The 12201-nt window shown below is 66.9% G+C and carries 14 protein-coding genes, 1 tRNA gene and 1 pseudogene; 10 read left to right on the top strand and 6 right to left on the bottom strand.

All coding sequences use genetic code 11. The features are described from left to right. Window positions 1–16: 16 nt before the first annotated feature. Window positions 17–1039 carry a magnesium transporter CorA family protein gene (locus OVA31_RS11815; protein WP_267631265.1) on the top strand — a complete coding sequence of 341 codons (1023 nt, stop codon included), beginning with the start codon at window positions 17–19 and terminating at the stop codon, window positions 1037–1039. A gap of 24 nt (window positions 1040–1063) precedes the next feature. Here the strand turns inward: OVA31_RS11815 and OVA31_RS11810 are convergent, their stop codons facing one another. Continuing rightward, on the bottom strand, window positions 1064–1738 hold the full coding sequence (locus OVA31_RS11810) for a winged helix-turn-helix transcriptional regulator (RefSeq protein ID WP_267631264.1): 675 nt from the start codon (window positions 1736–1738) through the stop codon (window positions 1064–1066). Between the two features lie 154 nt (window positions 1739–1892). On the opposite strand from OVA31_RS11810, the gene OVA31_RS11805 reads away from it, so the two are divergent. Beyond that, entirely contained in the window at window positions 1893–2708 is an 816-nt protein-coding gene (locus OVA31_RS11805; protein WP_267631263.1) for a class I SAM-dependent methyltransferase, read from the top strand. A 56-nt stretch (window positions 2709–2764) separates the two neighbouring features. Next, window positions 2765–3412, top strand: a complete 648-nt coding sequence (locus OVA31_RS11800; RefSeq protein WP_267631262.1) for a DUF5701 family protein — start codon at window positions 2765–2767, stop codon at window positions 3410–3412. Here OVA31_RS11800 and OVA31_RS11795 read toward each other — a convergent pair. From OVA31_RS11795 to OVA31_RS11785, 3 genes are all read right to left on the bottom strand, one after another. After that, the gene (locus OVA31_RS11795) at window positions 3405–4625 is read right to left on the bottom strand and encodes a multidrug effflux MFS transporter (protein ID WP_267631261.1); all 1221 of its coding nucleotides are present in this window, start codon (window positions 4623–4625) and stop codon (window positions 3405–3407) included. The genes OVA31_RS11800 and OVA31_RS11795 overlap by 8 nt on opposite strands. Window positions 4626–4796: 171 nt before the next feature. Further along, window positions 4797–4881, bottom strand: a tRNA-Ser gene (locus tag OVA31_RS11790). Between the two features lie 12 nt (window positions 4882–4893). Then, a complete protein-coding gene (locus OVA31_RS11785; RefSeq protein WP_267631260.1) occupies window positions 4894–5352 on the bottom strand; it encodes a MarR family winged helix-turn-helix transcriptional regulator in 459 nt (152 codons plus the stop codon). A gap of 52 nt (window positions 5353–5404) precedes the next feature. On the opposite strand from OVA31_RS11785, the gene OVA31_RS11780 reads away from it, so the two are divergent. After that, window positions 5405–6370: an NAD(P)H-quinone oxidoreductase gene (locus OVA31_RS11780; RefSeq protein ID WP_267631259.1), complete on the top strand. Its 966-nt coding sequence runs from the start codon at window positions 5405–5407 to the stop codon at window positions 6368–6370. Between the two features lie 37 nt (window positions 6371–6407). Here OVA31_RS11780 and OVA31_RS11775 read toward each other — a convergent pair whose 3' ends face one another. Both OVA31_RS11775 and OVA31_RS11770 read right to left on the bottom strand, forming a co-directional pair. Then, window positions 6408–6878, bottom strand: coding sequence for a MarR family winged helix-turn-helix transcriptional regulator (locus OVA31_RS11775; RefSeq protein WP_267631258.1), 471 nt, complete (start codon window positions 6876–6878; stop codon window positions 6408–6410). A gap of 111 nt (window positions 6879–6989) precedes the next feature. Beyond that, a pseudogene (locus tag OVA31_RS11770) lies at window positions 6990–8187 on the bottom strand (aminotransferase class V-fold PLP-dependent enzyme). 63 nt (window positions 8188–8250) lie between these two features. Between OVA31_RS11770 and OVA31_RS11765 the strand changes: the two are divergent. Genes OVA31_RS11765 through OVA31_RS11740 form a run of 6 tightly spaced genes read left to right on the top strand, consistent with a single transcriptional unit; the run spans window position 8251 to window position 12197 of the window. Continuing rightward, complete coding sequence (locus OVA31_RS11765; RefSeq protein WP_267631257.1) at window positions 8251–8790, top strand: bacterial proteasome activator family protein; 540 nt, start codon at window positions 8251–8253, stop codon at window positions 8788–8790. A gap of 25 nt (window positions 8791–8815) precedes the next feature. Next, complete coding sequence (locus OVA31_RS11760; RefSeq protein ID WP_164309554.1) at window positions 8816–9679, top strand: ABC transporter permease; 864 nt, start codon at window positions 8816–8818, stop codon at window positions 9677–9679. 12 nt (window positions 9680–9691) lie between these two features. Continuing rightward, complete coding sequence (locus tag OVA31_RS11755) at window positions 9692–10501, top strand: ABC transporter ATP-binding protein (protein ID WP_164309553.1); 810 nt, start codon at window positions 9692–9694, stop codon at window positions 10499–10501. Beyond that, window positions 10498–11511 (top strand): glycosyltransferase, encoded by a 1014-nt coding sequence (locus OVA31_RS11750; RefSeq protein ID WP_267631256.1) that lies wholly within the window; start codon window positions 10498–10500, stop codon window positions 11509–11511. The genes OVA31_RS11755 and OVA31_RS11750 overlap by 4 nt, the downstream gene beginning before the upstream one ends. Before the next feature lie 57 nt (window positions 11512–11568). Next, the gene (locus OVA31_RS11745; RefSeq protein WP_267631255.1) at window positions 11569–11802 is read left to right on the top strand and encodes a type II toxin-antitoxin system Phd/YefM family antitoxin; all 234 of its coding nucleotides are present in this window, start codon (window positions 11569–11571) and stop codon (window positions 11800–11802) included. Then, a complete protein-coding gene (locus OVA31_RS11740) occupies window positions 11799–12197 on the top strand; it encodes a type II toxin-antitoxin system VapC family toxin (protein WP_267631254.1) in 399 nt (132 codons plus the stop codon). Before OVA31_RS11745 ends, OVA31_RS11740 begins: the two co-directional genes overlap by 4 nt. The last annotated feature ends 4 nt before the right edge of the window (window positions 12198–12201 follow it).

The following is a 12201-nucleotide window of genomic DNA, read 5'->3' as shown; positions in this document are numbered from 1 at the left end:
TGGCAGAATGCGGGCCATGTCGGAACGAATCCGCGGACAGATCTGGCGCGACGGCGAAAAGGTCGACGGATTCGAGCTGAGCAAGGTCTCCGACTGCCTCGAGGATTCCGATCTGCTCGTCTGGGCCGACCTGGAATGCCCCACCAGCGAGACGATGGCGACCCTCGCCGACGAACTCGACCTCGACCCCTTCGCGATCGAGGACACCACGGCCACCGCGGAACGGGTCAAGACCGTCGCGTACGCCCACCACACCTTCCTGATGGTCTATGCCGTCGTACTGAAGGGCGCGGACACCGACCAGCGGCCCGAAGCCCAGAAGTCACCGGCCGAACAGGCCAAAGCATTTGATCTGCATCGCATCTCGGTGTTCGTCAAAGGTAATGCGCTGATCACCGTTCGACGGACCGCCGATTTCGACATCGACACGGTGGTGCAGCGGTGGGACGACATCGGTGGCGAGCAATACGGGATCGGGGCGTTGCTGCACGGACTTCTCGACGTCGTCGTCGACGGTCATTTCGATGCGGTCCAGCAACTCGACGACGCGATGGAAGACCTCGAGGGACTGCTCTTCGACGAGCGGGTCGCGGGTCGCGCACTCCAGCGTCAGACCTACGATCTCCGCAAGGATCTGGTGCTGCTGCGGCGGGTGGTCCTGCCGATGCGGGAGGTCATCGGAGGTATCCAGCGTCGGCGATTCGAGAACAAGGCTCCTCCCGAGCTCGATCCACACTTCTCCGACCTCTACGACCACGCGCTGCGCGCGGCGGAGTGGACGGAGTCGTTGCGCGACATGGTCACCACGATCTTCGAGACCAACCTGTCACTCGCGGACGCACGGCTCAACACGGTGATGAAGAAGCTGACGGCGTGGGCCGCGATCATCGCCGTACCGACGGCGATCACCGGGTTCTACGGCCAGAACGTGCCGTACCCGGGCTACGACCACACCATCGGATTCGTCACCAGCACCGTGCTGATCGTGGCAATCGTGGTAGGTCTCTACCTCAGCTTCCGCCGGCGCGACTACCTCTGAGCCGCAACCATATCCGAGTGGATGTCAGGCGGGACGCGGGATCGCCGACGCCATGCTCTGACCGATCCAGTCCGGCACGTCGCGCCGCACGTCCGACGGCGCCAGAACCGTTATCCGGTCGTCGCGCAGGCCGGTTCGCCAGTCGATGTCACCGCGCCACACCTCGGTGAGGGTGCGCAGATCGGTGACGACGGTGGCGTCGACGTCATAGCCGGGATTGAAATCGCAGACCTGGGCCTCGCCGTCGCTGACCACCAGCCACCACGAGCCCTCCTTGCCGATGACATCGCGAAAGTTGAACTCCACCATGGTGCGCCGTCGGGGCCAGCGGTCGATGGGCACGGTGCGGTGGATGTCCCACATCAACAGATGCGGGTCCAGGTCGGCGTCGCCGAGCTCCCCGATCCAGCGCGTACCCCAGGCGCTCAGGGCGGTCACCACCTCGGTGAGTTCCTCGCCCTTGTCGGTCAATGTGTATACCGACCGACCGCCGACCTCGGATCGTCGCACCACTCCCGCGCGTTCGAGCCCGCGCAGCCGCTTGGTCAGCAACGCAGGCGACATCTTGGGCACGCCCCGCCGGAGTTCGTTGAAATGCCTACTGCCCAAGAGGAGTTCACGAACGACAAGGATCGTCCAGCGCTCATCGAGCAGCTCCATCGCCTTGGCGACCGGGCAGAATTGTCCATAGGAGGTCATCGGGACCCCTTCCCTCGGTGCATCAAGTACACACCCGGACCGCGACGATGACCAGTACAGATTCAGTACCACCACCGGTTCATTTCCTGGCCTGGATCGACAGACGCCGCAGCGCGATGCTGACTGCGTCATTCATTCCGATCGAGGAGACACCATGTCCATCGACAACATCACCACCGACCAGGCGCTGAAGAACAAGCACCGCGCACTCTGGGCGTCCGGCGATTACCCGGCCGTCGCCGATGTGATCGCGGCGCTGGGCCCGCGCCTCGCCGATGCCGCCGCGATCGGCCCCGACGACCGAGTGGTCGACATCGCCGCGGGCGCAGGCAATGTGGCCATCCCGGCCGCGCGGACCGGGGCACACGTCGTCGCGACCGACCTCACCCCCGAACTGCTGGAGATCGGCGAGTCTCGGGCACCCGATCTCGGAATCATCTGGCGCACTGCCGACGCCGAGGACCTGCCATTCGACCAGGGCACCTTCGACGTCGCCGTCTCGTGTGTCGGCGTGATGTTCGCGCCGCATCATCAGCGCTGCGCCGACGAACTGATCCGGGTCTGTCGGCCCGGTGGTCGGATCGGCCTGATCAACTGGACGCCCACCGGCTTCATCGGCCAGTTGTTCTCCGTCATGAAGCCCTACGCACCGCCGCCACCTCCCGGCGCGAGCCCCGGTGTGCTGTGGGGAGACGCCGACCATGTCCGCACCCTGTTCGGCGATCGCATCCACGACGTCACCGCCACCACCGAGACGGTCCCGATCAGTCGATTCGCCGACGGTGCCGCATTCCGGGACTTCTTCAAGGCGACATACGGACCGACCATCGCGACCTACAAGGCGATCGGCGACGATCCGACACGGGTTGCGGAACTCGACGCCGCGATGGCAGCCTTGGCCGACGACCACATCGCCGACGGACAGATGGCCTGGGAGTACCTGCTGGTCACCGGCACCGTCGCCGGCTAGACGACCAGATTACGCTGAGGGACAACAATTCCCACACTGCGGCTATGATCGGGCAGGTGGATACGACGACCGTTCACCTGCCCGACCTCCCGACACAGGCCCGTCGCCTCGTCGACCTCGGCGTCGCGCGACTCGCCGGCATCGACGACGCATCGATCATCGACGCCGCGGCAGCCGCGGCCGACACCGGCAACGCTCTGCTCGTCCCACACCCGGAACTCCTCGCGCCATCGGCGGCCGCAACACTGCTCACCCGTGCCGACAAACCCGGATTCGTCGTCGTCGACATGACCGACCTCGACGAGTTCACACCGATCACGGGCATCGATCCACCGATGGGCCCGTTCTACCTGGTCACCGGCATCGATCGCGGCGACGAGATGGCGAACTGGAGTCCCGACGAGGCGCTCCCGGCGATCACCGGCGCTGCCCGCACCCCGCTGACGATCGGCGAAGGGATCGCCTGGCTCCTGCAGCAGCCCAGACAGCTCGAGCCGAATCGGTGCTTCATGACCATCGGCTCTCGGCTGCGGAAGCGGGACGGACGCCTCGACGCCCGCACCCCGGCGATCTGGATCTCCGGGGGCACCGGCAGGGACGGACGCGAGCGCAAGGGCGCGCCGAAGGTCGGCTGGTGCTGGGCGGGTAATCGCCACACGTGGCTGGGGTTCGCCTCGGCAGCGGATCGTCGGGCCATCAGCTGACGAAGGCCGCCTCCCCCTCCGGATGACGGGCCGCGTGTCGTCGGGCAGCGACAAAACAGATCTGCGCCACCACGGCGGAGCAGACCATCACGCAGGCCATCGGGACGGCGGTGTCGTCGCCTGCGAGACCGCCGAGGGGCGAGACCACACCGCCGACGAGAAACATCAGACCGCCCAGCACGGCGCTCCCGGCGCCTGCTGCATCGCGGGTGTGTTCCATCGCGAGCGCCGCGCTGTTGCCCATCACGAAGCCGACGGACGTCACTGCCACGAAAAGCGGCACGACGAGCAGGACCGGCACCGGTGAGAGTGCCGCACCGAGCACGCACCCCGACGCGACAAGCAACACCGGCACCGCGATCCGGATCGTGTGAGCCGGGTGCACGCGCCTGCGGGACAGTCGGGCGGCCACCAGACCCGCGATGGTCATCCCCAGCGCGTTCACCGCGAAACACAGTCCGTAGACCACCGATGACGTGCCCAGTACCCGCTGATAGACGAACGACGAGCTCGAGATGTAGGCCATGAGCGAGCCGAACGCGAAGGCCTGGGTGAAGACGTAGGCGAGGAATGCCGGCCGCCGGAACCGGCCGAGCAGGTCGCGGTAGCCGAGGCGTGGCGCGCGGTCCGTCGCGGCGAGGGTCTCCGGAACGGACGTCACCGCCATGATGAGCTGCACCACGGTGGCCGCCAGGATCACCGCGAGGACGCCACGCCACGAGACATGCCCGGCCAGGACACCCCCGACAACGGGTGCGATCACCGGGGCGAGACTCTGGATGGTCATCATCAGCGTCATCGATCGTGCGCCGGCGAACCCGACCAAGAGGTCGGCGATGATGGCCCGGGCGATGACCATGCCCGCCGCCGCCGCAACGGCCTGGATGAAGCGGGCGGCGATGAGAACCTCGATGGTCGGTGCCGCCACCACCACGATGCCCGCGAGAACCGCGGCGGCCGAGCCGATCAGCAGCGGGCGACGCCTGCCGTAGCGGTCCGAGACCGGACCCCACAGCACCTGCCCGACCGCGACCCCCACCAGGAACGCCGTGAGTGTCAGCTGCACGGACGTGGCGTCGGTGTGGAGCGATTCCTTGACCTCCAGGAAGGACGGGAGGTAGAGATCCGTCGCTATCGGCGCGGTTGCCGAGAGCAGCGCCAGGGCCAGGAGCAGCCGCGGCCCCAGGCCGTCGCGGGTCGTGGTCGTGGTCACGCGGAAACGATAGTGTCGGCGATCAGTCGTAGGTGATGCGTACCCGGCAGTCACGCTCATCCGCCCGGCGAGACACCTCGGGTCGGTGAATCCACCTTCGTTGCGAATGAAGGTGGATTCGTCGAGTCGAGGTGGCTGATTCGCGGATGAGCTCGGTCCCGACGCTTGACGCGGAAGCGGAGGGATTTGAACCCCCGGTGGTTTTACCCACGCTCGCTTTCAAGGCGAGTGCATTCGGCCGCTCTGCCACGCTTCCCTGACGACGAGGCTACTGGAACGGGCCCGTCAGACTCGCATCGACCTTGCCGAACACCGACTCGAGCGTACGCACTTCACCCTCGTCGATCCGGTCGAAAAGGTGCCTGCGAATCCGCGCGATGTGATCGGTGGTCGCTGCCGCCGCCAGGCCGCGTCCGGAGTCGGTCAGCCGGACGAGCCGACTGCGTCCATCGGAGTCCTCGGTGAACTGTTCGACGTAGCCGAGAGCCACCAGCCGCGCGACCAAGCGGCTGATACCGCTGCGGGAGACCATTCCCTCTTGGGCGAGCTCCGACATCCGCTGCGGCCCCTCCCGCGCGATGGAGACCATCGTCCGATACTCCGCATAGCTGATCCCGTTGTCGGCGGTCAGCCGTTCGTCGAGGTGATTGATCAGCCGCATCGTGCCGACCAGAACGGCCAGCCAGGCGCGCATCTCCTCCTCCGACAACCCCTCAGGTGCGGGCATGTCCTCCCCTGTCTCCCCGACCCGATCTCGCAGATTGTGACAGCATCGGCACGTGCGCGCCATAGCCGGAACCGACCAGCTCTCCGTGACCGCCCTGCCCGACCCGGAGCCCGAGCCGACCGAAGTGGTCATCGACGTCGTCGCCGCGGGAGTCAATCGGGCCGATCTCCTCCAGCGAGCCGGTCACTATCCGCCACCGCCCGGTGCGGTCGACACGCTCGGCCTCGAGGTGTCGGGGCGGATCTCCGCGGTCGGACGGAACGTCTCGAACTGGTCGATCGGCGACGAGGTGTGCGCCCTGCTGGCCGGTGGTGGCTACGCCGAGAAGGTGGCCGTGCCTGCCGTGCAGGTGCTGCCGAAGCCCCTGGGCGTCGACCTGACCTCCGCTGCCGCATTGCCCGAGGTCGCCTGCACCGTGGCGTCGAACCTGTTCGACACCGCGCACCTGGACACCGGTGAGTTGCTGCTGATCCACGGCGGATCGAGCGGCATCGGCACCCACGCGACCCAGGTCGCCCATGCGCTGGGGATCAGGGTCGCGGTCACCGCTCGCACCTCCGACAAGCTCGCCCGCTGCCAGGATCTCGGCGCCGACATCCTGATCAACTACTCGACCGACGACTTCGTCCGGGTCGTCCGCGACAGCGGCGGCGCCGACGTCATCCTCGACATCATGGGTGCGGCCTATCTCGAGCGGAACGTCAAGGCGCTGCGAACCGGTGGACGGCTGGTGATCATCGGGATGCAGGGCGGGATCAAGGCCGAATTGCCGATCGGCACACTGCTCTCCAAACGCGCCGCCGTCCACGGCACGATGCTGCGGTCCCGCCCCGTCGAGGGCGCGGGCTCCAAGGCGGAGGTGGTCGCGACGACCCGACGGGTCACCTGGCCGCTCATCGACGAGGGGACGGTTCGTCCGATCGTCGACTCGACGTTCCCGCTCGACGACGTCGAGGCCGCACATGCACGCCTCGACAGTGGCGACGCGATCGGCAAGGTGCTGCTGACGATGGAGTGACGCGCGTCGTCGCACAATGTGGGCGAGCACGCGGCGATCACTCCGGCAGGTCCGACAGCCCACCGTTGATCTTGCGGAACACCTCTCCGAGAGTCTGGTACTCGTCGGCCGTCACCCGGTCGACCACGAGCCGCCGGATCAGGTCGTTGCGTACCGACACATGCCGATCCCGCGCAGCCAGACCGCATTCGGTGATGCGGACGTACCGATGCCGGGCGTCGGTCCCGCATTCGACCCGCTCGACCAGGCCGTCGGCGATGAGCCGCGCGATCTGCCGCGACACGGTACTCACCGTCATGTGCACGTCTGCGGCGAGCTCACTGATGCCACGCGTGTGGGAATCGCCGAGCGCCTCGAGCACGCGCAGATCGGCCTGGGACATCCCCTCGGCCGACATCGCAGTGTTGATCTCCGCCAGCAGACCCCAGCCACCCTTGACCACGGCCCGCCAGATATCCAGCTCCGTGGAACTCAAGGCCTGATCGGCCGCTCCGGAATCGGCGCGCATCAGTGCACAGCCGAAATCGCGACAACCTTCATTGTCGTAAACTTAATGGCCGCGATGCCGAATTGCGAGTCAGGTGACCCACTTCTCAGACAATTGACCAACTCGCGTCGTTCAGCCGAGCGACCCCAGCGCACGCGCGAGGTGATCCACCTCATAGGGGGTGGAGTAGGGCCCGAGACCCACCGTGACCGCGCCGCCGAAATCACCAGCCCCCAGGCGGGTCAGCGCACGACTCGGCACGTCCGCGAGGGCACAGATCCCGTTGTCGGCGAGCCGCCTCACCACCTTGTCCGCACTGACGCCGTCGAAGGTGAAGCTCACTGCCGGGACACGATCCTCCACGGTGCCCACCAGGCTGACCTGGTTGAGGTGCTGCAGGGTGGTGGTCAGATAGAAAGTGAGCCGCCGCAGGTATTCGTTCACGCCGTCGAGCGCGGTCACGAGCCGGCGGCGACGCTTTCCGATCGCATCGTCGTCGAGGGCGGCGAGGTGTTCCACGGACGCGACGAGTCCGGCCAGCAGGGCTCCCTGATGCGGCTCGGGCTCCAACCGTGCCGGCCCGACGGCGCGCGGATCCATCGCCAGGGAACGCAGGCGATCCATGGCGGCGGCGCTGCGGAATCCCATCGCGGCCACACGCGGCCCACCCCAGCGTTCGGCGGAGACGATCAGCACGTCGGCACCCAATTCGCTGATGTCGAGCGGAAGATAGGGCGCAGCGCTGGTCGCGTCGACCACCAGGAGCGCACCGGCGGCACGCGTACTGGTCGCGATCGCGCCGACGTCGGTGATCGCACCGACGGTCGACGACGCCAGGGTCACCGCGACGACGTTGGTCCGCTCGTCGATCAGATCCCGGTACTGCCAGGTCGGCAGGGCGCCGGTCTCGACCGTCCACCTCCGCCCACCGGGTCCGGGCGCCGTGCCGGTCGGCGACGCGCAGCCAGGGCACGATGTTGGGTTCGTCGTCCTGGCGGCTGAGCACCACGTTGCCGCCCAGCCAGGACGAGACCGGCATCGCATCCGCGAGGCCGCTCACCAACGCCGACCTCGACGGACCGAGGACCACCGCCGCGGAATCGGCGGCCATCAGGTCCGCGATCGCCCTGCGGGCACCGTCGACCACCTCGGCGGATGCCCGAGCAGCCGGGTACACGCCACCGGGTGCCGCCCCGAGCTGCCGAAATCCTTTCGACACGGCGGACGCGACCGAGTCCGGTATCTGCAGACCGGCCTGCGGATCGAGATGAATCCAGCCGTCACCGAGCGAGGGAAACAATCCACGCACGTGTGCGACGTCGAAGGCCATGGCTCTCACGATAGACATGGGGTAGCACGACCACCGACACACGTCCTTCGGCACAATGGTGGCATGACATCTGGACCGTTCGGAGGCAGCGACCCACGCACCGGCGTTCCCGGCGAGGAGCCGGAGAACGTGATCGTCGTCGGGGGGCAGTCCGGCGGCGACGCCGACGGTGACGGCAGCAGCGTCGCCGACATGGTGGAACAGCCGGCCAAGGTGATGCGGATCGGCACCATGATCAAGCAACTGCTCGAGGAGGTGCGGGCGGCTCCACTCGACGAGGCCAGCCGCAACCGGCTCCGCGAGATCCACGAATCGTCGATCCGGGAACTCGAGGACGGTCTCGCCCCCGAGCTGCGCGAGGAACTCGAGCGGCTGGCGCTGCCCTTCACCGACAACGGGACGCCCTCGGACGCGGAGCTACGGATCGCCCAGGCCCAGCTCGTGGGCTGGCTGGAGGGCCTGTTCCACGGTATCCAGACCGCGCTTTTCGCCCAGCAGATGGCGGCCCGCGCACAACTCGAACAAATGCGGCAGGGAGCGCTCCCTCCCGGCGTCGTGACCGGCGGCGGACCGCACGGACCCAGCACGGGGCAATACCTCTGATGCCCCGCTTGTATGCTGAGTCCCCGTGTCATCGGTAGTCAACAGCGAGGTACCCCCAGCACCGGCGGTGTCCGATTCCCGCACGCTCCGTCGGGCGGTGAAGGATCTCCGCGACGGCCTGACCACCTCCGAGCTGTGGCTTCATCTCGGGTGGCAGGACATCAAGCAGCGGTATCGGCGGTCGGTGCTCGGTCCGTTGTGGATCACCATCGCGACCGGCGTCACCGCGGTTGCCATGGGTCTGCTCTACGGCGAGCTCTTCGGGATGGACATCAAGGTCTTCCTGCCCTACGTGGCGCTCGGCTTCATCTTCTGGAACTTCATCCAGAGTTCGATCCTCGAGGGTGCCGAGGTGTTCTCCAAGAACGAGGGGCTGATCAAGCAGATACCCGCACCGGTGAGCGTGCACGTCTATCGCGTGGTGTGGCGGCAGCTGATCATCTTCGCGCACAACGTCGTGATCATCGTGCTGATCTTCGTGATCTTTCCGCCGCCGATCCATTGGTCGGTGCTGCTGGTGTTCCCGGCCATCGTCCTCTTCGTGCTCAATTCGGTGTGGGTGTCCATCGTCTTCGGCATCCTCTCCACCCGATTCCGCGACATCGGCCAGCTCCTCACCACCGTCGTGCAGCTGGTGTTCTTCATGACGCCGATCATCTGGAGCACCCAGAGTCTCGGGAACACCGCGGCCGGCGACAAGTCGCCGCGATTGAAGCTCGTCGAGCTCAACCCGATGTTCCACTACCTCGAGATCTCCCGCGGCCCACTGCTGGGCCAGTCGGTGGCGTTCTACCACTGGGCGATCGTGATCGGCTGTACCGCGGTCGGCTGGCTGTTGGCCATGCTGGTGATGCGCAATTATCGAGCCCGCGTGGCGTATTGGGTTTAGGACGGGCGAGAGATGGCACCTGAGGACAGAGTTCGCGTTGACACGTGGGGGGCGTGCGTCGACTTCCCGATCTTCGACGCCAAGACCCGTTCACTGAAGAAGTCCGTGATGGGCGCGGCCGGCGGCGTGATCGGTTCCACCGAGTCGAACGTCGTGGTGGTGGAGGCGCTCAAGAACATCGATCTGCACCTGCAGCACGGCGACCGGGTCGGGCTCGTCGGGCACAACGGTGCGGGTAAGTCGACACTGCTGCGCCTGCTGTCGGGCATCTACGAGCCCACCCGCGGATCGTGCCGGGTGAGCGGGCGGGTGGCCCCGGTCTTCGACCTCGGCGTCGGCATGGACCCCGAGATCTCCGGCTACGAGAACATCATCATCCGCGGCATGTTCCTCGGGATGACCCGCAAGGCGATGCTGAAGAAGATCGACGACATCGCCGAGTTCACCGAGCTCGGTGACTATCTGCAGATGCCGCTGCGGACATACTCCACCGGCATGCGGGTGCGCGTGGCGCTTGGCGTGGTCACCAGCATCGACCCGGAGATCCTCATCCTCGACGAAGGCATCGGCGCGGTGGACGCGGACTTCATGAAAAAGGCACGCACTCGTCTGCAGGCGCTGGTCGAACGATCCGGGATCCTCGTGTTCGCCAGCCACTCCAACGAGTTCCTCGCGCAGCTCTGCGACCGCGCGCTCTGGATCGACCATGGTCAGGTCCGGATGGAGGGCGGCATCGAAGACGTCGTCGGCGCCTACGAGGGCCCGGCCGCAGCAGCTCACGTCCGCAAGGTTCTCGCCGAGCTCGAGGCACCGGGCGCATGACCGACCGCGTGATCGCGGTGGTCGTCACCCACCGCCGGGTCGGACTCCTCGCCGGTTCGCTGGCCGTGGTCGCCAACCAGGACCGTCCCGTCGACCACCTGATCGTGGTGGACAACGCCGACGAACCGGAGGTCGCGGAACTCGTGGCCGGACAACCGATTCCGACGACCTATCTCGGTTCGCAACGCAACCTCGGCGGTGCGGGGGGCTTCGCGCTCGGCATCCTGCACGCTCTGGCCATGGGTGCGGACTGGGTCTGGTGCGCCGACGACGACGGCCGCCCCGACGGCCCGGCCGTGCTGAGCACACTTCTCGACTGCGCTGCACGGCATCGGCTCGACGAGGTCTCGCCCGTCGTCGCCAACATCGACGACCCGGACACCCTCGCCTTCCCGCTGCGTCGTGGACTCGTGTGGCGACGCAAGCGCTCCGAGCTGTTCTCCGACGCCGGGAGCGCAGCGAGCGGGTCGCATATAACCGACGCCGGGAGCGCTTCGAGCGGGTCGCATATAACCGACGCCGGGAGCGCAGCGAGCGGGTCGCATGTAACCGACGGAGAGGCCACCTCGGACGATCTGCTGCCCGGAATCGCCTCACTCTTCAACGGTGCGCTCTTCTCGGCGCGCGCCATCGAGGAGGTCGGCGTGCCCGATCTTCGCCTGTTCTTCCGCGGCGACGAGGTGGAGATCCATCGACGCCTGCAGCGGTCGGGACTCGCGTTCGGCACCTGCCTGACGGCGGGCTACCTGCATCCCGACGGCTCCGACGAGTTCCGGCCGATCCTCGGCGGACGGATGCACACGCAGTACCCCGACAACCCGACGAAGCGCTTCTTCACCTACCGCAACCGCGGCTACTTGATGAGCCAGCCAGGGATGCGCAGGCTGCTGCCGCAGGAATACGCCCGATTCGGCTGGTATTTCCTTGTGCAGCAGCATGATCCGAAGGGTTTCGCGAACTGGATGCGGCTGCGACGGCTGGGCCGTCGGGAGCGGTTCACGCGGCCGTAGCACCGCCGACCAATAGGACTAGTCGAACTGGTCCGATAGCGGGCTAGGATGGCGCTCATGAGAGTCATCACCAGCACCGAGGCAAAAGCGCGACTCAACGCGCTCCTGGCCGAGGTGGAACAGTCCGGGGCGTCGATCACGATCACGAATCACGGTCGCCCGGTGGCAACTCTCTCCCCTGTCGAGACGCAGCCACGGACATTCGGTCGGCTACCGAAGCTCGTCGTACCGGAGACGCTCGACGATCCGCTACCGGACAGCGATCTCTCGGAGTGGGAGGGTGGACGTTGACCGCCTACCTTCTCGACACGAACGCATTGCTCTGGCTCGTCTCCGAGCCGGACAAGATCTCCGGGCCGGCGCGGGAAGTGTTGGCGGATCAGGCTAACGATCTCCTCGTGTCAGCGGCTTCGGCATGGGAGATCGCCATCAAGACCCGCCTCGGGCGGCTCGACGGTGAGCCGCTGTTGTCGGCCTGGCAGGAGACCTTGATCAGCATGAATGCCACCGACCTTGCCATCGACGCCGCCGATGCCGCGATGGCCGGACGCCTGAAGTGGGACCATCGGGATCCTTTCGACCGCATGATCGTGGCGCAGGCCGCCCGACGCGGGCTGACCATCGCCACGAGCGACCACCGCGTCGTCGACGGCGCCATGACCTCCGTTCTCGACACCCGCCCATGAGCGC

Origin of the sequence: Gordonia sp. SL306, assembly GCF_026625785.1 — a bacterium.
In the GTDB taxonomy this organism is placed as follows: domain Bacteria; phylum Actinomycetota; class Actinomycetes; order Mycobacteriales; family Mycobacteriaceae; genus Gordonia.
Note: the sequence above shows the minus strand (reverse complement) of the source record. Positions and strands in the feature narration are given on the sequence as shown.

Coding starts and splice junctions, on each gene's coding strand:
- OVA31_RS11765 (WP_267631257.1), top strand. CDS start 8,251: ATGACATCTGGACCGTTCGGAGGCAGCGACCCACGCACCGGCGTTCCC.
- OVA31_RS11815 (WP_267631265.1), top strand. CDS start 17: ATGTCGGAACGAATCCGCGGACAGATCTGGCGCGACGGCGAAAAGGTC.
- OVA31_RS11755 (WP_164309553.1), top strand. CDS start 9,692: ATGGCACCTGAGGACAGAGTTCGCGTTGACACGTGGGGGGCGTGCGTC.
- OVA31_RS11785 (WP_267631260.1), bottom strand. CDS start 5,352: ATGCCCGCACCTGAGGGGTTGTCGGAGGAGGAGATGCGCGCCTGGCTG.
- OVA31_RS11745 (WP_267631255.1), top strand. CDS start 11,569: ATGAGAGTCATCACCAGCACCGAGGCAAAAGCGCGACTCAACGCGCTC.
- OVA31_RS11810 (WP_267631264.1), bottom strand. CDS start 1,738: ATGACCTCCTATGGACAATTCTGCCCGGTCGCCAAGGCGATGGAGCTG.
- OVA31_RS11775 (WP_267631258.1), bottom strand. CDS start 6,878: ATGCGCGCCGATTCCGGAGCGGCCGATCAGGCCTTGAGTTCCACGGAG.
- OVA31_RS11750 (WP_267631256.1), top strand. CDS start 10,498: ATGACCGACCGCGTGATCGCGGTGGTCGTCACCCACCGCCGGGTCGGA.
- OVA31_RS11805 (WP_267631263.1), top strand. CDS start 1,893: ATGTCCATCGACAACATCACCACCGACCAGGCGCTGAAGAACAAGCAC.